Genomic DNA, 22,388 nt, shown 5'->3' with positions numbered 1-22,388 from the left:
CTTTAAACTGCGCCCCATGATTAAAGATCCCTTTGCAAGACTCGGCCTGGACCGCGAAGTCCTGACCGTCAGCCAGCTCAACGGCCGTGCGCGGGTGTTGCTGGAAGACGTGTTCAGCAACATCTGGGTCGAAGGCGAAATCTCCAACCTCGCCCGCCCGGCGTCCGGCCATGTGTATTTCACCCTCAAGGACAGCAATGCCCAGGTGCGCTGCGCGCTGTTTCGGCAAAATGCCGCGCGGGTACGCCAGGCGCTGAAGGACGGCCTGGCGGTCAAGGTGCGCGGCAAGGTCTCGCTGTTCGAAGGCCGCGGCGACTACCAGCTGATCCTCGATACGGTCGAACCGGCCGGCGACGGCGCCCTGCGCCTGGCCTTCGATGCCCTGAAGGAAAAGCTCAGCGCCGAAGGCCTGTTCAGCACCGAACGCAAGGTGCCGCTGCCGGCCCATCCCCAGCGCATTGGCATTATCAGTTCACCGACGGGCGCGGTGATTCGCGACATCATCAGCGTGTTCCGGCGCCGCGCGCCGCACGTGGCCCTGACCCTGATCCCGACCGCCGTGCAAGGCCGTGAGGCGACCGCGCAGATCGTCCGCGCCCTGAAAATGGCCGATGCCCGGGGCTTCGACGCACTGATCCTGGCCCGTGGCGGCGGTTCCCTGGAAGACCTCTGGTGCTTCAACGAAGAAGCCGTGGCCCGGGCGGTGGATGCCTGTGTCACGCCAATCGTCAGCGCCGTGGGTCATGAAACCGACGTCTCGATCAGCGACTTCGTCGCCGACGTGCGCGCACCAACGCCCTCGGCAGCGGCCGAATTGCTCGCACCGGACTCCAGCGACCTGCGGCATCGGGTCGAAAGCCTGCATCGACGCCTAGTGATGCGCATGCGCGATCGGCTGCTGCGTGATCGCCTGCGCCTGGAAGGCATGGCCCGGCGCCTGCGTCACCCCGGTGAACGCCTGCGCCAGCAAGCGCAGCGTCTGGACGACCTGGACATGCGCATGCGCCGGGCATTCGAGCGCAGCCTCAATACCCGTCGCGAGCGCCTGATCCGCCTGGAAACCCGGCTCGCCGGCCAGCACCCCGGGCGTCAGCTGGCGCTGTTGCGGCAGCGCCTCGACAGCCTGGCCGAACGCCTGCCACGGGCCATGCGCGAAGGCCTGAAGTCCCGCCGCCTGCAACTGCAAAGCCAGGTGCAGACCCTGCATGTGGTCAGCCCGCTGGCCACCCTCGGCCGTGGCTACAGCATCCTGCTGGACGAGCGCGGCCAGGCCATTCGCAGCGCCGCACAGACTCAGCCGGGCCAGCGCCTCAAGGCCCGTCTTGGCGAAGGCGAACTGCAGGTCCGGGTCGAGGACAATCACCTGACGCCTGTCACCCTTTCTTTACTGGATTGATCCATGCCGCGTTTTCTGAGCTCCCTGCTGTTGCTGTGCCTGACCCTCAACGCCCACGCCGATAGCTACATCACGCGCCTGCTGAACAAACCAGTGCCCGGCGGCGTGGCGGTGATCGACCTGGGCAGCGCCGCCCAGGCGCCCAAGGCCAGCTACCAGGGAAAACCGCTGCTGGTGATCAAGGAACAGAACAACTGGCTGGCGATTGTCGGCATCCCCCTGACCGTCAAGCCCGGCCCCCAGCAGATCAGTGCTGGCGGTCGCAACCTGAACTTCAGTGTGGGCAGCAAGAAATACCCGGAACAGCACATCACGCTAAAGAACAAACGCCAGGTCAACCCCGATCCGGCCGACCTCAAGCGCATCGACGCCGAGTTGGCCGAACAGGTTCGCGCCTACCGCAGTTTCAGCCCCAATACCCCGAGCAATCTGCTGCTGGACAAGCCGGTGAGCGGCCCGCTGTCGAGCAAGTTCGGCGTTCGCCGCTTCTTCAACGGTGAGGAGCGCAACCCGCACGCCGGACTGGACTTCGCGGTGCCCGCCGGCACGCCGATCAAGACGCCCGCGGCCGGCAAGGTGATCCTGATCGGCAATTACTTTTTCAACGGCAACACCGTATTCGTCGACCACGGCCAGGACTTTATCAGCATGTTCTGCCATATGTCGAAGATCGACGTGAAGGTCGGCCAGCAACTGGCCCGCGGCGGCGTGGTCGGGAAAGTCGGCTCCACCGGGCGCGCCACCGGGCCGCACATGCACTGGAACGTCAGCCTGAACGATGCCCGGGTCGATCCGGCGATCTTTATCGGGGCCTTCCAGCCCTGAGTCAGACTCCCGCAGGGATTGCGCAGGTTCAAAAGTCTGCGCAATAAGATCGAAGCAGCCGCCAACCTTGCAGAATAAAATATCGAAAATCTTCCGCTTTAAGAGATTTATCTCAATTTTTTTCGACTGCTTGCCATCTTTCACCCCAATGGTTAGGGTTGAGGGCATGAAAACCTCTCACACCCTCATTCAGCGCCGCCAACACCGAAGCCTCTGCCTCGTCAGCGCACGACTGCCAGGTTGAGTCGCGGTACCTCGTCCCCTGCTTCAAACAGCACACCCATTGATTCACCGGCAGGCCGCCTCTTTTCGGCCCGGACAATAAGGATTTTCCCATGAGCATGCTCAAAGACCCTTCCTCGAAGTACCGCGCGTTCCCGACCATCAACTTGCCGGACCGCACCTGGCCGTCGAAGACCATCACCCGCGCGCCTATCTGGTGCAGTTCCGACCTGCGTGATGGCAACCAGTCGTTGATCGAGCCGATGGATGCGGTGAAGAAGCTGCGCTTCTGGAAAACCCTGGTCGCCGTCGGTGTGAAAGAAATCGAGGCCTCCTTCCCGGCCGCTTCGCAGACCGACTTCGACTTCGTGCGCACCCTGATCGAAGGCGGCCACATCCCGGACGACACCACCATCCAGGTGCTGACCCAGGCCCGTGAAGACCTGATCGCCCGTACCTTCGAATCGTTGCGCGGGGCGAAGAAAGCCATCGTCCACCTGTACAACGCCACCAGCCCGTCGTTCCGCCGCATTGTCTTCAACCAGGACAAGGAAGGCGTGAAAGAGATCGCGGTGAACGCTGCCAAGCTGTTCGTCAAATACGCCGCCCAGCAGCCGGAAACCCAATGGCAGTTCGAATACTCGCCAGAGACCTTCAGCGCCACTGAGCTGGAGTTCGCCAAGGAAGTCTGCGACGCGGTGATCGAGGTCTGGAACCCGACGCCAGCCAACAAGGTGATCCTCAACCTGCCGGCCACCGTCGAAGTCGCCACACCGAACATCTATGCCGACCAGATCGAATGGTTCGGCCGCCACATCAACCGTCGTGACAGCGTGATCATCAGCCTGCACACCCACAACGACCGGGGTACCGGCGTAGCCGCCACCGAGCTGGGCCTGATGGCCGGCGCCGACCGCGTCGAAGGCTGCCTGTTCGGCAACGGCGAACGTACCGGCAACGTCGACCTGGTCACCGTGGCCCTGAACCTCTACACCCAGGGTATCGATCCGGAGCTGGACTTCTCCGATATCGACGGCGTGCGCAAAGTGGTCGAAGAATGCAACCAGATCCCGGTGCACCCGCGTCATCCGTATGTCGGCGACCTGGTTCACACCGCCTTCTCCGGCTCGCACCAGGATGCCATCCGCAAGGGCTTCGCCCAGCAGAAATCCGATGCCCTGTGGGAAGTACCGTACTTGCCGATCGACCCGGCCGACATCGGCCGCAGCTATGAGGCGGTGATTCGCGTCAACAGCCAGTCGGGCAAAGGCGGTATCGCCTACCTGCTGGAGCAGGAATACGGTATCAGCTTGCCGCGTCGCATGCAGATCGAGTTCAGCCAGGTGGTACAGCGTGAAACCGATCGCCTGGGCCTGGAGATGACCGCCCAGCAGATCCACGCGCTGCTCCACAGCGAATACTTGCAGGCCAACACCCCGTACGCGCTGGTCAGCCATCGCCTGCAGGAAGAAAACGGCCACAGCGCCGTGGAAGTGGAAGTGTCCAGCAAGGGCCAGGGCGAGACCAACCTGCACTGGCGCGGCAAGGGCAATGGCGCCCTGGAAGCCCTGGTGGCCGGCTTGCCGGTTCCGGTGGAAATCATGGACTACAACGAGCACGCCATCGGCGCGGGCACCAACGCCAAGGCCGCGGCCTATATCGAACTGCGTGTGAACGGCGAGCGCGCGGTGCACGGTGTGGGTATCGATGAAAACATCACCACCGCCAGCTTCAAGGCCCTGTTCAGTGCGCTGAACCGCTCCCTGAGCCAGCTGGACGCCAAGGCCGCCTGACGGTTTACGGCGACAAAAAAGCCCCGGATGATCCGGGGCTTTTTTATTGTGTATTTATTGCCTCACTCAGGCAGTGGTATTGATCCGCGCCGTCAGCGCCTGGAGCAAGGCCGCCTGCAACACCTGCAGGTTGTTGGCGGTGATCGCGATCTGCGCCTGCACCTCCAGAGCCTGTTGCGCCTTCTGCTCATCGCTCGCCTGCCCCTTCTGCACCCCGGACAATTGCGACTGCTGCTCGGACAGGGTCTTTTCGGTCTGGTCGATCTGCTTCTGCAACTGCGCGACGATGTCAGCAGTGGACGACGTGAAATCGGCCTTGGCGCCGTATTCCTGCATGTCGACACTCACCGAGTCGCGGTCTTCGGCAATGCTCTTGTCCTGCACCTCGAGCGGGCTGGCCTGCTGCTCGGCGATGTTGAGCTTTTGCGGCGCTGCCCCCAGCGGGAATGGATTGATGCTCGCAGCACTGATAGTGGTCATGATGAATCTCCCTGAAAATCCTCTTACCCCTTAACGGCCCACCCCGACAGATCTTTAAGCCTGGGTGAACTCGAAGGTGTCGGCATCGAGGTAGGCTGGAAAGCGCGCGCGATAGGCCGCCAGGTCCGCGGCATTCAGGCAGACCTGGAATACCCCGTCGGCCTCACCGGCGCTGAGCAGGGTCTCGCCCTGGAAATCCAGCACCTGGCTATCCCCGGTGTAGGCAAACCCCTTGCCGTCGGTACCGACCCGATTGACCGCCGCCACATAACACAGGTTTTCGATGGCCCTGGCCGGCAACAAGCGATTCCAGTGCTGACGCCGCGCCCCCGGCCAGTTGGCCGTGTACAGCAGCAAGTCGGTATCCCGCGCATCGCGGCTCCATACCGGAAAACGCAGGTCGTAGCAGATCAGCGGCCTGACCCGCCAACCCTTGAGTTCGAACTGCACCTGGCGCTCGCCCGGCGTGTAGTGATCATGCTCGCCCGCCATGCGGAACAAATGACGCTTGTCGTAATGCCAGACCTCGCCGTCGGGACGTGCCCATAGCAGGCGGTTGCGGTGGCTGCCGTCAGCAGCCTGGATAATCACGCTGCCGGTGACCACCGCATCGAGCCTGGCGGCCTGGATGCGCAGCCACTTGCTGGTCGGACCGTTTTCCGCCTCGGCGAGGGCTTCGGACTCCATGGAAAATCCGGTGGTGAACATTTCCGGCAGGATAATCAGGTCGGCGCCCCGGGCCTGCTCGAGCAACAGCTCGAAGTGCTCGAGATTGGCCTGGCGGTCGTGCCAGACCAGGGAGGTCTGGACCAGCGCCACGTTCAGATTGGGTAAAGCACTCAGATCACGCATAGCTTCTCCGCTGCCTGACGCAGCGTCTCCTCACGTTTGGCAAAGCATAGCCTTACCAGACGCTGTCCTTGCGGTGGCTCGCGGTAGAACACCGAGACCGGAATGGTCGCGACGCCGTGCTCGCGGGTCATCCAGATCGCCATCTCGACGTCATTCAGGTCCGGGCGGATCTGCGAGTAGTCCACCAGTTGGAAGTAAGTACCGGCCACCCGGGTAAAGCTGAATCGTGAAGGCCCCAGCAGGTCGCAGAACAGGTCGCGCTTGGCCTGATAGAAAGCGGGAAGCTCTTCGACATGTTCCGGGTGTTCGGCCATGTAGTCCGCCAGAGCGTACTGCAAAGGGGTCACGCCGCAGAAGCTGACATATTGATGCACCTTGCGCAGCTCGGCGCTCAGGGCCGGTGGAGCGACCACATAGCCGGTTTTCCAGCCGGTCACGTGATAGGTCTTGCCGAAGGAACTGACCACGAATGCCCGCTGGTACAGCTCTTCATGGGCCAGCACGCTGACGTGGGGGATGCCGTCGAATACCAGGTGTTCGTACACCTCGTCGCTGACCAGATAGATGTCCCGATCACGAATCAGCGCCGCCAACTGATCCAGCTCGGCACGGCTGATCAGGGCACCGCTGGGGTTGTGCGGCGCGTTGAGAATGATCATCCGCGTACGCGGGCTCAGCGCCTCTCCGAGCTTCTGCCAGTCGATGGCGAAATCGTTCAGGCCCAGCTGCACATGAATACAACGGCCGCCGGCCAGCTCCACCGAAGGCTCATAGCTGTCATAGCAAGGATCGAAGACGATCACTTCATCACCGGGCTGGATCACCGCCTGGATGGCACAGAAGATCGCCTGGGTGGCGCCCGGAGTGATGGTTACCTCGGTCTCGGCATTCACCTGCACGCCGTAACTGCGGGCGATCTTGGCCGCCACTTGCTGGCGCAAGGCCGGCAGGCCGGTCATTGGCGCATATTGGTTGTGGCCGCTGGCGATATGCCGGGCGACCGCATCGCGCAGGGCCTGCGGACCATCGAAATCAGGAAAACCCTGGGACAGGTTCAGCGCGCCGGTTTCCACGGCGAGCTGCGACATTTGCGTGAAGATGGTGGTGCCGACATTCGGCAGCTTACTGGTGATCATGGGTGATTCCCTGCTGAACACCCGGCTCTACGGCGGCACGGGGAGGTCCCGAGAATAGCCCAAAGGGCGGCGATTAAAAAAGGGTCCCTCAAGGACCCTTTTTAATCGCAGCTACAAGCTGTAAGCCATAAGCTGCAAGCCCTGCCGCTTTTTTACTGGTAGCTTGTGGCTTGCAACTCGAAGCGCTGTGTCAGCGCTTGTCCTTGCGCTTCTTCTCGGCCTTCTTGTGGTGTGTCATCAAGCGACGCTTCTTGTTGACCTGACGGTCGGTGAGCGTGTTCTTGTTGCCTTCATACGGGTTTTCACCGCCCTTGAATTCGATGCGGATCGGCGTGCCGACCAGCTTCAGAACACGCCGGTAGGTGTTTTCCAGGTAGCGCACATAAGACTTCGGCACCTTCTCCACCTGGTTGCCGTGGATCACGATCAGCGGCGGGTTGGCACCACCCAGGTGGGCATAACGCAGCTTGATGCGACGGTTGTTGACCATCGGTGGCGCGTGCTCGCTCACGGCGTCTTCGAGAATCTGCGTCAGACGGCTGGTCGGCCAGCGGGTTACCGCGGACTTGAAGGAGTTCTGCACCGACTGGTAGAGGTTGCCCACGCCAGTGCCGTGCAACGCCGAGATGAAGTGGATGTCGGCGAAGTCGACGAAGAACAGCCGGCGCTCCAGCTCGGTCTTCACATAGTCACGCTCGCGCGGGTCCATGCCATCCCATTTGTTCAGGGCGATGACCAGGGCCCGGCCTGCTTCCAGGGCGAAGCCCAGCAGGTTCAGGTCGTGGTCCACCACGCCTTCGCGGGCGTCCATGACGAAGATCACCACGTTGGCGTCCTTGATCGCCTGCAGGGTTTTGACCACCGAGAACTTTTCGACTTCCTCGTGGATCTTGCCGCGCTTGCGCACACCGGCGGTGTCGATCAGCGTGTACTTCTCGTCGTTACGCTCGAAGGGAATGTAGATACTGTCGCGGGTGGTACCGGGCTGGTCGTAGACGATGACCCGGTCTTCGCCGAGCATGCGGTTGACCAGGGTGGACTTGCCCACATTCGGCCGGCCGATGATGGCGATCTTGATCCCGTCTTTTTCACTCGGGCCCGGAATGCGCTTGGCTTCCTCGCCTTCGGCTACGACTTCTTCCTCACCCTCTTCCGGCTCGTCTGCGTCGTCTTTCGGGAACTCGCGCAGGGCGATTTCCAGCATCTGCGTGATACCGCGGCCGTGAGCACCGGCGATCGGGATCGCGTCGCCCATGCCCAGCGGAGCGAACTCGGCACGCGCCATGTCCGGGTCGATATTGTCGACCTTGTTGGCAATCACGTAAGAGGTCTTGTTCCGTTTGCGCAGGTGCTCGCCGATCATCTGGTCGGCCGCGGTGAAACCGGCCTTGGCGTCTACCAGGAACAGGACGACATCGGCTTCTTCGATGGCCAGCAGCGACTGCTCGGCCATCTTTTCGTCCATGCCATGCTCGTCACCGGAGATACCGCCGGTGTCGATCAGAATGTAGGTACGCCCTTGCCACTTGGCCTCACCGTATTGGCGATCACGGGTCAGACCGGACAGGTCGCCGACAATGGCGTCGCGAGTCCGAGTCAGGCGGTTGAACAAGGTGGACTTGCCGACGTTCGGTCGGCCCACCAGGGCGATTACGGGAACCATGCGGCTCTCCACTGCGTTAATTCAGAAAATACAAAAGCCGCTGCGAGGCAGCGGCTGGTGCTCGGGGCAGCACATGGCGTGCTGCGAACCTTGCCGGGGCAAGGCCGCTTGGGGATCAACCCCAAGCATAGTCAAACCATTACTTGATGGTCAGGGCTTCCAGTTTGCCGCTGTTGCCATACACATAAATCATGTTGCCCACCACCAGCGGACGCGCACGCAGACCATCGCTGTCGATACGCTCACGGCCAACGAAGCGACCGTCCACCTGGCTCAGCAGGTGCAGGTAACCTTCCAGGTCACCGACCGCCACGTAGCTGGAGAAGACTTCCGGGGCTGACAGTTGGCGGCGAGCCAGCGAGTCGTTGCTCCACAGTGCAGTGGTGGAACGCTCGTCGACGCTTTCGACTGTGCCGGAAGACAGGCTCACATAGACGCTGCCGAAACCTTGAGCGACACCCGCATAGCTGGAAGCATCGCGCTGCCAGAGCGGACGACCGCTTTCCAGGTCCAGCGCCGCTACGCGACCCTGGTAGCTGGCGACATACAGGGTGCCGCCGGACAACAGCAGGCCACCGTCGATGTCGACCACACGATCCAGCTCGGAACGACCTTGCGGAATGGCCACGCGCTGTTCCCACACTGGCACGCCGTTGCGGATATCCAGGGCCACCACTTTACCGGTCGACAGACCGGCGACCGCCAGGCGGTTGGTGGTGATTGGCGCACTGGTGCCACGCAGGGTCAGTACCGCCGGGGTGCTGTCATAGACCCACATCTGGTTGCCGGTGGCGGCGTCGAGGCCGATCACACGGTCATCCTGGGTCTGGACCACAACCACATCGCCGTTGGTGGATGGCGGAGCCAGTACTTCACTGGTCACCCGCGCACGCCACTTCTCTTCGCCGCTCGAAGCATCCAGGGCGACTACTTCGCCCTTGAGGGTACCGATCATGACCAGGCCGTAACCCACGCCAACGGCACCGGACACAGGCAACTCCAGGTCCTGTTTCCACTTGACGTCGCCGTTCATGCGATCCAGCGCCTCTACCACGCCAGTAACGTCGGCGGCGTAGATGGTGCTGCCGTCGATCGCCGGAACCAGCATGTTGTAGGTTTCGCCCTGGCCGTCACCGACCGAACGGCTCCACTGTTTCTGCAGGACCACTTCTTCTTTGAAGTCGACCAGTTCGGCAGGTGGCAATTCTTTCTTGCTGTTGCTGCTGCAACCCGCGGCCAGAACGGCCAGAGCCAGCAATGCTGCATGTTTCCAACGGATCACGTCACGCATCCCCTTTGGCCAGGTCGTCCAGCTTGATTTGTAGGCCACCGACTGCCGCTTCATCGGACAGCGCAGCCTTGGCTTTTTCGTACGCAGCATGGGCTTCGTCGGTACGGCCCAATTGGACCAGCAGGTCGCCCTTGAGCTCTTCGCGAGTGGCCAGGAATGCCTTGTCGGCATCGCCTTCGAGCAGCTTCAGCGCTTCATCTGCCTTGTTCTGCGCCGCCAGGACCTGGGCCAGGCGCTGACGGGCGATCTCGCCCAGCGTCGGGTTGGCCGGCTTGTCGGCGATGGCTTTGAGTTCGGTCGCCGCGTCGTCCAGCTTGCCGGTGTCGACCGCCACCTTGGCGACGAACAGGCTGCCGTATTGCGCGTACGCAGTACCGCCGAACTCGCTGTTGAGCTTGCCGGCCAGGTCTGCGACACGGGCTGCATCCGGCTTGCCGTCAGGCGTCAGCGTGGTCTCCAGCAATTGCTGATAGAGCATCGAGGCGCCTTGCGACTGATTGTTCTGATACTTGTGCCAGGCCTGCCAGCCGAACACGATGACCAGCGCCAACAGGCCGCCGGTGACCAGGGGTTTGCCGTTGCGCTGCCACCAGTCCTTCAAATCCGCCAGTTGTTCATCTTCGGTACTCGACACCCCAATACTCCTTATTCGCTAAATCGGCTGTTTGACAGCTTCAACCCTGCACGACGCAGGTGGCCAGGTGTGCAGCGAGCGCATCCCAGGCAATGCTTTGTTGTTCGCCCTGGCCACGCAGGGGTTTGAAACCTACCACTTGCTGGGCCAGTTCGTCGTCACCGAGGATCAGTGCGTACAACGCACCGCTCTTGTCGGCCTTCTTGAACTGGCTCTTGAAGCTACCGGCGCCGGCGTTGATCTGCAGGCGCAGGTTCGGCAATTGATCACGAACACGCTCACTCAGCGCCAGTGCGGCCAGTTCGGCAGCTTCCCCGAAGGCGCAGAGGTAAACGTCGACCTGACGCGAGATCTCTTCCGGGATCTGCTCCAGGGTTTCCAGCAGCAGCACCAGACGCTCGATGCCCATGGCAAAACCAACGCCCGGGGTCGGCTTGCCGCCCATCTGCTCGACCAGACCGTCGTAACGGCCACCGGCACAGACGGTGCCCTGGGCGCCGAGCTTGTCGGTGACCCATTCGAAAACGGTCTTGCTGTAGTAATCCAGCCCGCGCACCAGCTTCGGGTTGATCACATAAGGGATACCGGCGGCATCCAGACGGGCCTTGAGACCCTCGAAGTGCACGCGGGACTCTTCGTCCAGGTAGTCGGCCAGCTTCGGCGCGTCCACCAGCACGGCTTGAGTATCCGGGTTCTTGGTGTCGAGCACGCGCAGCGGGTTGGTTTTCAGGCGGCGCTGGCTGTCTTCGTCCAGGCTGTCCATGCGCGCCGAGAGGAACGTCACCAGCGCATCGCGATAACGCGCACGGGCTTCGGCGGTCCCCAGGCTGTTCAGTTCGAGCTTGACCGCATCACGGATACCCAGCTCGCCCCACAGGCGCCAGGTCAACACGATCAGTTCGGCGTCGATGTCCGGACCGTCGAGGTTGAAGACTTCGCAACCGATCTGGTGGAACTGGCGATAACGGCCTTTCTGCGGACGCTCGTGGCGGAACATCGGGCCGATGTACCAGAGTTTCTGCACCTGGCCACCGCCGGTGATGCCATGCTCGAGCACAGCGCGCACGCACGCCGCGGTGCCTTCCGGACGCAGGGTCAGGGAGTCGCCGTTACGGTCGTCGAAGGTGTACATCTCTTTTTCGACGATGTCGGTCACTTCACCGATGGAGCGCTTGAACAGCTCGGTGAACTCGACGATCGGCATACGGATCTGCTTGTAACCGTAGTTATCCAGCAAACGTGCAACGGTGCCCTCGAAATAGCGCCACAGGGGCGTCTGCTCGGGCAGGATGTCGTTCATGCCACGAATGGCTTGCAGAGACTTGCTCACTATAAATCCTTAAATTCGTTCGGCTCTTCAGTCGGGCTCAGCCGCGCGCGATCAGCGCTGCGTCGGCTTCGACCTTTTCGGCCGCCTTCTCGCGGATCAGCTTTTCCAGTTGATCCACAAGATTGTCATTCGTCAGTTTCTGCGACGGCTTGCCGTCGATATAAATCAGGTTCGGCGTCCCGCCGGTCAGGCCGATATGCGCCTCTTTGGCTTCGCCCGGACCGTTGACCACACAACCGATGACCGCCACGTCCAGCGGCACCAGCAGATCCTCGAGACGCCCTTCCAGTTCGTTCATGGTCTTGACCACATCGAAGTTCTGCCGCGAGCAGCTCGGGCAGGCGATGAAGTTGATGCCACGGGAACGCAGATGCAGGGACTTGAGAATGTCGTAGCCGACTTTCACTTCTTCGACCGGGTCAGCCGCCAACGAGATGCGAATAGTATCGCCAATCCCTTCGGCCAGCAGCATACCGAGGCCCACGGCGGATTTCACCGTGCCTGAACGCAAACCACCGGCTTCGGTGATCCCCAGGTGCAGCGGCTGGATGATTTCCTTGGCCAGCAGGCGATAGGCCTCGACGGCCATGAACACGTCGGAGGCTTTCACACTGACCTTGAAGTCCTTGAAGTTCAGACGCTCGAGGTGCTCGACGTGACGCAGGGCAGATTCCACCAATGCAGCCGGGGTGGGCTCGCCGTATTTCTTCTGCAGGTCCTTTTCCAGGGAGCCGGCGTTGACACCGATACGGATCGGGATCCCGCGATCACGGGCCGCGTCCACCACCGCACGCACGCGATCTTCACGACCGATGTTGCCGGGGTTGATCCGCAGGCAATCGACACCCAGTTCGGCCACGCGCAAGGCGATCTTGTAGTCGAAGTGGATGTCGGCAACCAGCGGCACCTTGACCTGCTGCTTGATACGGCCGAAGGCTTCGGCCGCGTCCATGTCCGGTACGGAAACCCGCACGATATCGACGCCGGCGGCTTCCAGACGGTTGATCTGGGCCACAGTGGCCGCCACATCGTTGGTGTCGCTGTTGGTCATGCTCTGCACGGCAATGGGGGCATCGCCACCCACGGGTACCGAGCCGACCCAGATCTTGCGGGACTCGCGACGTTTGATTGGAGATTCGCCGTGCATGACTTATTGACCTAACTTCAGGCGAGCAGTCTCGCCACTGGTGAACGGAGCCACATCGACCGCTTGTCCGTTGTAGCTGACCTGCGCGCCACGGGCATAACCCAGGCGCACGGCAAATGGCGGCTTGCCGGAAACATCGGCGGTCTCACCCTTGCGCTTCAGGCCACTCAACAGCACTTTACCGCTGCCATCGGTGATCTGGGTCCAGCAATCGGCTGTGAACTGGATCTGTACCTGACCGGCGCCGGCTACAGGCGCGGCGGCAGGTGCAGTTGGAGCTGCCGGGGCAGCCGATGCAGCGACCACTGGCGCTACAGGGGCTGGCGCGGCCGGAGCGCTCGGCGCGGGTGTTGCCGGCGCCGCGACCACTGGAGCTGGAGCAACCGGAGCAGCAGGTGCGGCAGCCGGAGCGCTTGGCGCCGGGACCGCGGCATTTGCTGGGGCCTGGCCTGGAGCCAGGGTTTCAGGCAGGGCCAGGGCGGTTTCGCCTTCGGTCTGGCCTTCCACGACCGCCTGGTCTTCCGGTTCGTCGATCGGATGAATCTGCGTGGTGCCGTCGGCCCCTTCGACTTCGACGTGTTCCTGATTGAGACTGATCAGCTCCTTGGTGCGCACCGAGGTCTGATCCTGCCACCAGATAAAGCCGCCGCCGATCACTGCGATCAGCAGCAGCAGGCTGACAATGCGCAAAATGGTGTGGGAGACCCGTACCGGCTCTTCGATACGGCCCAGGCTGTGCACATTGCTGCCCTGGGAATCGGTGCCCGTGTATTGGTCGAAGGCCTGGACCAGAACGGCCTGGTCCATCCCCAGCAACTTGGCATAGGCACGGATATAACCGCGAGCGAAGGTATGCCCCGGCAGCTTGTCGAAAGCACCGGCTTCCAGGTTGCTCAACGAGCTGGCGGTCAGATTGAGCTTGAGGGCCACTTCAGCCAGCGACCAACCATTGCTTTCGCGGGCCTGACGCAGGGTCTCACCGGGGTTGACGCGAGTCGCTGCTAGAACTTCGGGATGCGCCGCTTTCATCATTGCTCCGACAGGTATTGCTGATATTCCGGCGAACCGGGATAGAGTCGTTTTAATTGCAGGCCGTAACTGGCGGCCTTGTCGCGATCTTCAAACACCGTTGCCAGCCGAACGCCGAGCAATAGACTACGTGCATTTTGCTCGCTCAGCAGGCTAAAACGATCGTAATAGTCGCGTGCGGGCACATAATGCCTGTCTTCGAAGGACAACTCAGCCATTTCCAGCAATGCACGAGGCTGCTGGCGGTTCAGGCGCAGGGCTTTTTCCAGGTGTTGCCGGGCCAGATCACGCTCCCCCAACATCGCGGCGGTCATGCCAAGGTTCTCGAACACTCGGGATCGCTCGGGGTACAGGGTATCAGCAGCCGCCTGTTCAAAGCGCTGATAAGCATCCTTGTAACGTTTTTCTTCAAAGAGAAAACTGCCGTAGTTGTTCAGGATACGGGCATCGGAGGGACGCGCAGCCAGGGCCTTGCGGTAATGCTGGTCAGCCAGATCGGGCTCCATTTCAGCCTGGAACACCAGTGCCAGGGCGGCATTGGCGTCAGCGTCGGACTCGTCCAGCTCCAAGGCCTTTTTCAGCGGCACTTTCGCCCGCTCGGTCATGCCTTGCTGCAGATAACCCAGACCCAGCTGGACATAGGCCTCACGCGCCTCGTCCCGCCCCTTGCTTGTCTTCATCGGGTTGAAATCCCCAGAAAGAACACAGCCAGCCGACAGGCTGACAAAAAGCAGAAGCAGCGCGACGCGCAAGGTCATGGAGATCCTCTCTCAGGTACGATTCGCAGCGCTTTGCGGCATATCGGCGTCGGCGCTCAACTCGCGCACGGCGATATAACGTTCGCTACGACGGGTGCGATCCAGCACCTGCCCGACCAGTTGTCCACAGGCCGCATCGATGTCTTCGCCGCGCGTGGTACGCACGGTGACGTTGAAGCCTGCGTGATGCAGTTGATCCTGGAACCGGCGAATGGCGTTGTTGCTCGGCCGCTCGTAACCGGAATGCGGGAACGGGTTGAACGGGATCAGGTTGATCTTGCAAGGAATGTCCTTGAGCAACGCGATCATCTCAACAGCGTGTTCAACCTTATCATTGACGTCCTTGAGCAGCGTGTACTCAATCGTCAGCACACGTTTCTCGCCCAGCGACGACATGTAGCGCTGGCAGGATTCGAGCAGCATCTTCAGCGGGTACTTCTTGTTGATCGGTACCAGCTGGTTGCGTAGCGCATCGTTCGGTGCGTGCAGGGACAACGCCAGGGAGACGTCGATGTGCTTGGCCAGCTCATCGATCATCGGTACCACGCCGGAGGTCGACAGGGTCACGCGGCGCTTGGAGATGCCGTAGCCCAGGTCGTCCATCATCAGGTGCATGGCCGAGATGACATTGTCGAAGTTCAGCAGCGGTTCTCCCATGCCCATCATCACCACGTTGGTGATGGCACGGTCGACGGTCGCCGGGACGCTGCCAAAGGATTTGTTGGCAATCCACACCTGGCCGATGACTTCCGCGGCGGTGAGGTTGCTATTGAAGCCTTGCTTGCCGGTGGAGCAGAAACTGCAGTCCAGGGCACAGCCTGCCTGGGACGAAACGCACAAGGTGCCGCGTTTGCCCTGGGGAATGTAAACGGTCTCGACGCAGCTGCCGGACGCCACGCGCACCACCCATTTACGGGTGCCGTCGCTGGAGATGTCCTCGCTGACCACTTCCGGACCACGAATTTCGGCAACGGCCTTGAGCTTTTCGCGCAAGGCCTTGCCGACGTTCGTCATGGCGTCGAAATCATCGACGCCAAAGTGGTGAATCCATTTCATTACCTGACCGGCACGGAAACGCTTCTCCCCGATTGAGTCGAAGAATTTTTCCATTTCCGGTTGAGTCAGACCCAACAGGTTAGTTTTGCCAGTCGATGTAGTCATGGTTTCACCTTCACTCACGGGCCTTTGGCTTAGCGAGTGGTCACTTCGGTGGAAGCGAAGAAATAAGCGATTTCGCGTGCAGCAGCGGCTTCGGAGTCCGAACCGTGAACGGCGTTGGCGTCGATGGATTCAGCGAAGTCAGCACGGATAGTGCCGGCAGCAGCTTCTTTAGGGTTGGTAGCGCCCATCAGCTCACGGTTCAGAGCGATAGCGTTTTCGCCTTCCAGAACCTGAACGACAACCGGACCGGAAGTCATGAAAGCAACCAGCTCGCCGAAGAAACCACGAGCGCTGTGCTCAGCGTAGAAGCCTTCAGCTTCGGCTTTCGACAGTTGCTTCATTTTCGAAGCTACAACGCGCAGGCCAGCTTTTTCGAAACGGGTAACGATCTCGCCGATGACGTTTTTTGCAACAGCGTCAGGCTTGATGATGGAGAAAGTACGTTGAACAGCCATGGTGTAACTCCAGAAACGGTGATTAAAGCGAAAAATTAAACCCGCGAATTATACGCGGGTTTATAGGGATTGCCTAACTGCGTACGGGACAGACTCAGTCTGCTTCTTCGATCCAGGCGGCCTGAATTGCTTCAAGAACCTTCTCGCCACCGCGAGCCGGATCGTCGCTGAATTCCGGCAGTGCCAGAACCCATTGGTGCAGATCGACAAAGTTTACGTACCGCGGATCCACATCCGGCTTGGACTCAGCCAGCTGGATCGCGATTTCCAGCACATCAACCCATTTCAGACTCATGATGATTCCTTGAATCAGTGCGGCGCTTCGGCCGCATGGTTGAGCGAGTATTTCGGAATTTCGACGGTCAGGTCTTCCTCGCCGACGATTGCCTGACAGGATAGACGCGATTGCGCCTCCAGGCCCCAGGCCTTGTCCAGCAGGTCTTCTTCCAGCTCGTCGGCTTCATTCAGCGAGTCGAAACCCTCGCGAATGATGCAGTGGCAGGTGGTGCAGGCGCAGACGCCGCCGCAGGCGCTCTCGATCTCGATGTGGTTGTCATGGGCCACTTCGAGAATCGAGGTACCCGGTGCAGCCTCTACAACCAGGCCATCCGGGCAAAACACGGCGTGTGGCAGAAAAATGATCTGCGGCATCAGTTATTCCTCGATTTCATTCAGATTGCGCCCCGCCAGAGCGGCTTTCACCGTCGAGTCCAGGCGGCGGGCAGCAAAAGCATCGGTCACTTGCGACAGACGCTTGGTCTGCTGCTCGATGGCGTAACCATCGGTGCCACGCATCAATTCACTCAATTCCTGCATTTGCAACTCGATGACCATGCGCTCTTCGGCATCCAGCAGACGCTCGCCGTCTGCTTCCAGAGCGCCCTGCACCGCTTCGATCAGACGCTGGGCATCGACCTGCTGCTCGCGCAGCACGCGGGCGACCTTGTCGTCGCTGGCGTACTGGAAGGAGTCCTTGAGCATCCTGGCGATTTCGCCGTCGGTCAGGCCGTAGGATGGCTTGACCTGGATGCTGGCTTCGACGCCCGAGCCCAGCTCGCGAGCGGACACGCTCAGCAGACCGTCGGCATCGACCTGGAAGGTCACGCGGATCTTCGCCGCTCCGGCGACCATGGCCGGAATACCGCGCAGCTCGAAACGCGCCAGGGAGCGGCAGTCGCTGATCAGCTCGCGCTCGCCCTGCAATACATGAATCATCATGGCCGACTGGCCATCTTTGTAAGTGGTGAAGTCCTGGGCACGGGCAACGGGGATAGTGGTGTTACGCGGAATCACCTTCTCCATCAGCCCGCCCATGGTTTCCAGCCCCAGGGACAGTGGAATCACATCAAGCAGCAGCAGTTCGCCGCCATCGCGCTTGTTGCCGGCCAGGGTATCGGCCTGGATCGCAGCACCAATGGCCACCACCTGATCCGGGTCGATCTCGGTCAGCGGCTGGCGACCGAACATTTCGGCGACAGCTTCGCGAACCCGTGGAACACGGGTCGAACCGCCGACCATGACCACCGCCTGGACATCTTCCAGCTCGACATTGGAATCACGCACGGCGCGACGGCAAGCCTTGAGGCTGCGCGCCACCATCGGCTCGATCAGGGCATCGAAAGCTTCACGGGTCAGCGGCGCCGACCAGGAGCCATAGGTCACGTCGACCGACGGGGCATTGGTGAGCGCTTCCTTGGCGGCGCAAGCGATTTGCAGCAGATTGCGCTGCTTACCCGGATCGAGATCGGCGGACAGGCCGGCGCTCTCGATGATCCAGCCAGCGATCGCATGATCGAAATCGTCTCCGCCCAGGGCGCTGTCGCCACCAGTGGCCAGCACTTCGAAGACACCGCCGGTCAGGCGCAGAATGGAAATATCGAAGGTCCCGCCACCCAGGTCATAAATGGCCACCACGCCTTCGGCGTGTTGATCCAGACCATAGGCCACGGCCGCCGCGGTCGGCTCGTTGAGCAGACGCAACACGTTGAGACCGGCCAGCTTGGCCGCATCCTTGGTCGCTTGACGCTGCGCATCGTCGAAATAGGCCGGAACGGTGATCACCGCCCCCACCAGCTCACCACCCAGGGTCGACTCGGCGCGCTGGCGCAAGACCTTGAGGATGTCGGCGGAGACTTCCACCGGGCTTTTCGGGCCCTGGATGGTGTCGATGAACGGCATGTGCGACTCGCCGTCGACGAAGCGGTACGGCAGCTGTTCGCCCAGTTGCTTGACGTCGGACAGACCACGCCCCATCAGGCGCTTGACCGACAGCACAGTGTTCAAGGGGTCGGCAGACGCCGCCAGCCTGGCGGACTCGCCCACCTCGACATGGTCGGCGTGATAACGCACGGCAGACGGCAGGATGACCTGCCCGTTGGCGTCGGCCAGCGGCTCGGAAAGACCACTGCGCAAGGCAGCGACCAGCGAATTGGTAGTACCCAAGTCGATCCCCACAGCCAGGCGACGCTGGTGCGGTTGAGGACTTTGGCCGGGTTCGGCGATCTGCAGTAGGGCCATGTTTATCTGGACTTATCTGAATATCAGGCGTGCGACCGGAGCGGCACTGGGTTAATCGTCGAGGCGCTCTTCTAACTGGCGCACTTCGTAGGTGAGCTTGTCGAGGAACTGCATGCGCCGCATCAGGCGCTCGGCCTGTTCGCGTTGCGCAGCATCATCCCAACAGGCTGCGAAGCTTTCGTTCAATTCATCCTGGGCCACTTTCAGGCGGCGCTTGAAGGCTGCAATACCGGCCAGGTCGGCCTCGTCCTGCAGATCCTCGAGCTCTTCGCGCCACTGCATCTGCTGCAGAAGGAACTCCGGATCGTGCACCGTGACCTCCAGCGGCAGCTCATGTCCGCCCATGGCGAGCAGGTATCGCGCGCGCTTGGGAGGGCTCTTGAGGGTCTGGTAGGCCTCGTTGAGGCTGGCGGATTGCTCCAGCGCCAGCCGCTGCTCACGCTCGGAAGCGTCAGCGAAGCGGTCCGGATGAACGGCACGCGCCAACTCACGGTAACGCGTGGCCAGCTGATCGAGATCCAGACGGAAGCTCGGTTGCAGCTCAAATAAAGCGAAATGACAAGGAGTACCCACGAGCAGCCTCAGATATTGAAGCTTTCGCCGCAGCCACATTCACCGCGCACGTTGGGGTTGTTGAACTTGAAGCCTTCGTTCAACCCTTCCTTGACGAAGTCCAGTTCGGTGCCATCCAGGTAGGTCAGGCTTTTCGGATCAATGATCACTTTCTCGCCATGACTCTCGAACACCTGATCGTCTTCACCGATCTCGTCGACGAACTCCAGGACATAGGCAAGGCCGGAACAGCCCGTGGTGCGAACACCCAGGCGAATCCCATCACCTTTGCCGCGCCCGTCGAGGGAGCGTCGCACGTGTTGAGCAGCCGCTTCTGTCATGCTGATAGCCATCGTGACTCCTTACTTTTCGCTCAATCTGTGAAAGCTGATCCGCTGAATCAGATCAGGCCTTTCTTCTGCTTGTAATCGCGAACGGCGGCCTTGATGGCGTCTTCGGCGAGTACCGAGCAGTGGATTTTCACTGGCGGCAGGGCCAGCTCTTCAGCCAGCTGAGTGTTCTTGATGGTCTCTGCTTCATCCAGAGTCTTGCCCTTCATCCACTCGGTAGCCAGGGAGCTGGAGGCGATAGCCGAACCGCAACCGTAGGTCTTGAACTTGGCGTCTTCGATGATGCCCTGCTCGTTGACCTTGATCTGCAGGCGCATCACGTCGCCGCACGCCGGAGCGCCGACCATGCCGGTGCCGACATCAGGATCTTCCGCGTTCATTTTGCCGACGTTGCGCGGGTTCTCGTAGTGGTCGATGACCTTTTCGCTGTAAGCCATGATTCTTAATCCTCACTCATCAGGGCCGCTCTTGAGCCCCTGTAGTTACGCCTGCGTCAGTCGCCGCGTCGCTACAGGAGCTGTACCTGGCGGCTTCTATATTTAGTGTGCCGCCCACTCGATCTTCGAGATATCGACGCCGTCTTTGTACATGTCCCACAGCGGCGACAGAGCGCGCAGCTTGGTCACGGCCTCGCAGACTTTCTGCGCGGCATAATCGATTTCTTCTTCGGTGGTGAAGCGGCCGAAGGTGAAGCGGATCGAGCTGTGTGCCAGTTCGTCGTTGCGGCCCAGGGCGCGCAGTACGTACGAAGGCTCCAGCGAAGCCGAGGTGCAGGCCGAACCGGAGGAAACCGCCAGGTCCTTGAGCGCCATGATCAGCGACTCGCCTTCGACGTAGTTGAAGCTCAGGTTCAGGTTGTGCGGTACACGAGCAGTCATGCTGCCGTTGATGTACAGCTCTTCCAGATGCTCGACCTGCTTGTAGAAGCGGTCGCTCAACGCCTTGATGCGCAGGTTTTCGGCAGCCATGTCTTCCTTGGCTACACGAAAGGCTTCGCCCATGCCAACGATCTGGTGGGTAGCCAGGGTGCCGGAACGCATGCCGCGCTCGTGACCGCCGCCGTGCATGGTCGCCTCGAGGCGAACCCGCGGCTTGCGGCTGACGTACAGCGCGCCGATACCTTTAGGACCGTAGGTCTTGTGGGCGGAGAAGGACATCAGGTCGACTTTCAGCGCCTGCAGGTCGATGTCGACCTTGCCGGTGGACTGAGCCGCGTCGACGTGGAACAGAATGCCTTTGGAACGAGTCAGCTCGCCGATGGCGGCGATGTCGTTGATGGTGCCGATTTCGTTGTTCACGTGCATGATCGACACCAGGATGGTGTCGTCGCGCAGGGCGGCTTCGACCATGGCCGGAGTGATCAGGCCGTCTTCGCCAGGCTCGATGTAGGTGACTTCGAAGCCTTCACGCTCGAGTTGGCGCATGGTGTCCAGGACAGCCTTGTGCTCGATCTTCGAGGTGATCAGGTGCTTGCCCTTGGTGTGGTAGAAATGCGCGACACCCTTGATTGCCAGGTTGTCGGACTCGGTGGCACCGGAGGTCCAGACAATTTCACGTGGGTCGGCGTTAACCAGGTCAGCCACTTGGCGACGGGCATTTTCCACCGACTCTTCGGCCTTCCAGCCGAACACGTGGGAGCGGGACGCCGGGTTACCGAAGTTTCCGTCGACCAGCAGGCATTCACTCATCTTTTGCGCGACACGCGGATCAACCGGGGTGGTCGCTGAGTAATCAAGGTAAATCGGCAATTTCATGGACTCTCTCCTAAATCAGGCTGGCTGGCGTGCCGCTAGCTCTTTGGCTGTCATTCGACGGCGGACGCTTCAATCTTGTCCAGGTGCTGCGCCTTGCCATTACAGCGGCGCTGATCCTGACGCTGGGCTACTTCTTGCACCTCACGGCGAGTCACAAGGTCAGCCAAGCTGATACCGCTCAGAAATTCGTGAATCTGCAGGCTCAGATCGCACCACAGGTGGTGGGTCAGACAGGTGTCGCCGGAATGGCAATCGCCCTGGCCCTGGCATTTGGTTGCATCGACCGACTCGTTCACCGCATCGATCACCTGGGCCACCTGAATGCCTTGCATGTCGCGCGACAGCTGGTAGCCACCGCCTGGACCACGCACGCTGGACACCAGATTGCTGCGGCGCAACTTGGCGAAGAGCTGTTCGAGATAGGACAGGGAGATGCCTTGGCGCTCAGAGATATCGGCCAGGGACACCGGCCCATGTTGCGCGTGCAACGCCAGGTCAAGCATGGCAGTTACCGCGTATCGGCCTTTTGTAGTCAGTCGCATGGACAAGTACCACGGAGTGTTTCGGGATGGGAGCGAGTATGCAATTCCCGAGTAATTAAGTCAACTATAAGACCTACTACTTTAGTCAGGTTTACCCGCAAAAGAGCGCGCGAATCATAGCAAAGTCTGCAGGGTAATGGCACGCCCTGGATTTGACGGGTGACTAATGGGTCGCCAGCGCCCTTTCGGACTCGGGGCGAGCAAGCTCACCTTAGAAAAACCATAACGCTCTTCTGCAGCAGCAAGCTTGCTCGTGATCAACGCCAAGGCGCCTGGACGGCTCAACCGACCTGACTGTCGCCCTTGTCCTTGACGCCTGCGAAGTCCTCATCGCGCAGCGCTGGCAGGTCCTTGGCGCAGTAGTTGCTACCCAGATCCTTCAAGGCCCCGCACATACCCTCCAGGCGCCCATCGACAGCCTGCAGGTGATCGAGCAACTGGCCAATGGCCCGCGCCACCGGGTCCGGCATGTCCTCGCTGACACCATAGGCGTCGAAACCG

23 protein-coding genes and 1 pseudogene are annotated in these 22,388 nt (G+C 61.1%); 3 read left to right on the top strand and 21 right to left on the bottom strand.

The window, feature by feature from the left end:
- Positions 1–16 precede the first annotated feature (16 nt).
- From xseA to leuA, 3 genes are all read left to right on the top strand, one after another.
- A complete protein-coding gene (xseA, locus tag DK261_RS07675; RefSeq protein ID WP_016703483.1) occupies positions 17–1,396 on the top strand; it encodes an exodeoxyribonuclease VII large subunit in 1,380 nt (459 codons plus the stop codon).
- Between the two features lie 3 nt (positions 1,397–1,399).
- On the top strand, positions 1,400–2,221 hold the full coding sequence (locus DK261_RS07670; RefSeq protein ID WP_110175519.1) for a peptidoglycan DD-metalloendopeptidase family protein: 822 nt from the start codon (positions 1,400–1,402) through the stop codon (positions 2,219–2,221).
- Between the two features lie 335 nt (positions 2,222–2,556).
- Positions 2,557–4,236, top strand: coding sequence for a 2-isopropylmalate synthase (gene leuA, locus DK261_RS07660; RefSeq protein WP_009050632.1), 1,680 nt, complete (start codon positions 2,557–2,559; stop codon positions 4,234–4,236).
- 66 nt (positions 4,237–4,302) lie between these two features.
- On the opposite strand, the gene DK261_RS07655 is transcribed toward leuA, so the two are convergent.
- From DK261_RS07655 to DK261_RS07555, 21 genes and pseudogenes are all read right to left on the bottom strand, one after another.
- On the bottom strand, positions 4,303–4,716 hold the full coding sequence (locus DK261_RS07655) for a hypothetical protein (RefSeq protein WP_038634883.1): 414 nt from the start codon (positions 4,714–4,716) through the stop codon (positions 4,303–4,305).
- Between the two features lie 54 nt (positions 4,717–4,770).
- Entirely contained in the window at positions 4,771–5,568 is a 798-nt protein-coding gene (locus DK261_RS07650; protein WP_038634887.1) for an amidohydrolase, read from the bottom strand.
- Positions 5,556–6,704: a pyridoxal phosphate-dependent aminotransferase gene (locus DK261_RS07645; RefSeq protein ID WP_038634890.1), complete on the bottom strand. Its 1,149-nt coding sequence runs from the start codon at positions 6,702–6,704 to the stop codon at positions 5,556–5,558. The genes DK261_RS07650 and DK261_RS07645 overlap by 13 nt, the downstream gene beginning before the upstream one ends.
- Positions 6,705–6,894: 190 nt before the next feature.
- Complete coding sequence (gene der, locus DK261_RS07640; protein WP_038634893.1) at positions 6,895–8,367, bottom strand: ribosome biogenesis GTPase Der; 1,473 nt, start codon at positions 8,365–8,367, stop codon at positions 6,895–6,897.
- A 139-nt stretch (positions 8,368–8,506) separates the two neighbouring features.
- Positions 8,507–9,658, bottom strand: a complete 1,152-nt coding sequence (bamB, locus tag DK261_RS07635) for an outer membrane protein assembly factor BamB (protein WP_009050636.1) — start codon at positions 9,656–9,658, stop codon at positions 8,507–8,509.
- Positions 9,651–10,292, bottom strand: coding sequence for a tetratricopeptide repeat protein (locus DK261_RS07630; protein ID WP_007929540.1), 642 nt, complete (start codon positions 10,290–10,292; stop codon positions 9,651–9,653). Before DK261_RS07630 ends, bamB begins: the two co-directional genes overlap by 8 nt.
- Before the next feature lie 40 nt (positions 10,293–10,332).
- Positions 10,333–11,622 (bottom strand): histidine--tRNA ligase, encoded by a 1,290-nt coding sequence (gene hisS / locus DK261_RS07625; RefSeq protein ID WP_009050637.1) that lies wholly within the window; start codon positions 11,620–11,622, stop codon positions 10,333–10,335.
- 37 nt (positions 11,623–11,659) lie between these two features.
- Positions 11,660–12,769 (bottom strand): flavodoxin-dependent (E)-4-hydroxy-3-methylbut-2-enyl-diphosphate synthase, encoded by a 1,110-nt coding sequence (ispG, locus tag DK261_RS07620; protein ID WP_007929536.1) that lies wholly within the window; start codon positions 12,767–12,769, stop codon positions 11,660–11,662.
- Between the two features lie 3 nt (positions 12,770–12,772).
- The gene (locus DK261_RS07615; RefSeq protein ID WP_110175518.1) at positions 12,773–13,798 is read right to left on the bottom strand and encodes a RodZ family helix-turn-helix domain-containing protein; all 1,026 of its coding nucleotides are present in this window, start codon (positions 13,796–13,798) and stop codon (positions 12,773–12,775) included.
- The gene (gene pilW, locus DK261_RS07610) at positions 13,798–14,556 is read right to left on the bottom strand and encodes a type IV pilus biogenesis/stability protein PilW (RefSeq protein WP_016703488.1); all 759 of its coding nucleotides are present in this window, start codon (positions 14,554–14,556) and stop codon (positions 13,798–13,800) included. The genes DK261_RS07615 and pilW overlap by 1 nt, the downstream gene beginning before the upstream one ends.
- Positions 14,557–14,568: 12 nt before the next feature.
- Complete coding sequence (gene rlmN / locus DK261_RS07605) at positions 14,569–15,717, bottom strand: 23S rRNA (adenine(2503)-C(2))-methyltransferase RlmN (RefSeq protein ID WP_007929531.1); 1,149 nt, start codon at positions 15,715–15,717, stop codon at positions 14,569–14,571.
- A 29-nt stretch (positions 15,718–15,746) separates the two neighbouring features.
- Positions 15,747–16,172, bottom strand: a complete 426-nt coding sequence (ndk, locus tag DK261_RS07600; protein ID WP_007929529.1) for a nucleoside-diphosphate kinase — start codon at positions 16,170–16,172, stop codon at positions 15,747–15,749.
- Between the two features lie 94 nt (positions 16,173–16,266).
- The gene (gene iscX / locus DK261_RS07595; RefSeq protein WP_007929528.1) at positions 16,267–16,467 is read right to left on the bottom strand and encodes a Fe-S cluster assembly protein IscX; all 201 of its coding nucleotides are present in this window, start codon (positions 16,465–16,467) and stop codon (positions 16,267–16,269) included.
- A 14-nt stretch (positions 16,468–16,481) separates the two neighbouring features.
- Entirely contained in the window at positions 16,482–16,823 is a 342-nt protein-coding gene (fdx, locus tag DK261_RS07590) for an ISC system 2Fe-2S type ferredoxin (protein WP_007929527.1), read from the bottom strand.
- A gap of 3 nt (positions 16,824–16,826) precedes the next feature.
- Positions 16,827–18,689, bottom strand: coding sequence for a Fe-S protein assembly chaperone HscA (hscA, locus tag DK261_RS07585; protein ID WP_038634899.1), 1,863 nt, complete (start codon positions 18,687–18,689; stop codon positions 16,827–16,829).
- A 51-nt stretch (positions 18,690–18,740) separates the two neighbouring features.
- A complete protein-coding gene (gene hscB / locus DK261_RS07580) occupies positions 18,741–19,262 on the bottom strand; it encodes a co-chaperone HscB (RefSeq protein ID WP_038576126.1) in 522 nt (173 codons plus the stop codon).
- An 8-nt stretch (positions 19,263–19,270) separates the two neighbouring features.
- Positions 19,271–19,594: an iron-sulfur cluster assembly protein IscA gene (iscA, locus tag DK261_RS07575; protein ID WP_110175517.1), complete on the bottom strand. Its 324-nt coding sequence runs from the start codon at positions 19,592–19,594 to the stop codon at positions 19,271–19,273.
- 47 nt (positions 19,595–19,641) lie between these two features.
- On the bottom strand, positions 19,642–20,028 hold the full coding sequence (gene iscU, locus DK261_RS07570; RefSeq protein WP_007929523.1) for a Fe-S cluster assembly scaffold IscU: 387 nt from the start codon (positions 20,026–20,028) through the stop codon (positions 19,642–19,644).
- A gap of 102 nt (positions 20,029–20,130) precedes the next feature.
- Positions 20,131–21,345 (bottom strand): IscS subfamily cysteine desulfurase, encoded by a 1,215-nt coding sequence (locus DK261_RS07565; protein WP_009050642.1) that lies wholly within the window; start codon positions 21,343–21,345, stop codon positions 20,131–20,133.
- Positions 21,346–21,395: 50 nt separating this feature from the next.
- Positions 21,396–21,887, bottom strand: coding sequence for a Fe-S cluster assembly transcriptional regulator IscR (iscR, locus tag DK261_RS07560; protein WP_009045442.1), 492 nt, complete (start codon positions 21,885–21,887; stop codon positions 21,396–21,398).
- A gap of 281 nt (positions 21,888–22,168) precedes the next feature.
- Positions 22,169–22,388, bottom strand: a pseudogene (locus DK261_RS07555) (serine O-acetyltransferase); the annotation flags it as partial.

Source organism: Pseudomonas sp. RW409 (assembly GCF_003184125.1).
Lineage (GTDB): Bacteria > Pseudomonadota > Gammaproteobacteria > Pseudomonadales > Pseudomonadaceae > Aquipseudomonas > Aquipseudomonas chlororaphis_I.
This window is presented reverse-complemented; position numbering and strand designations above follow the sequence as displayed.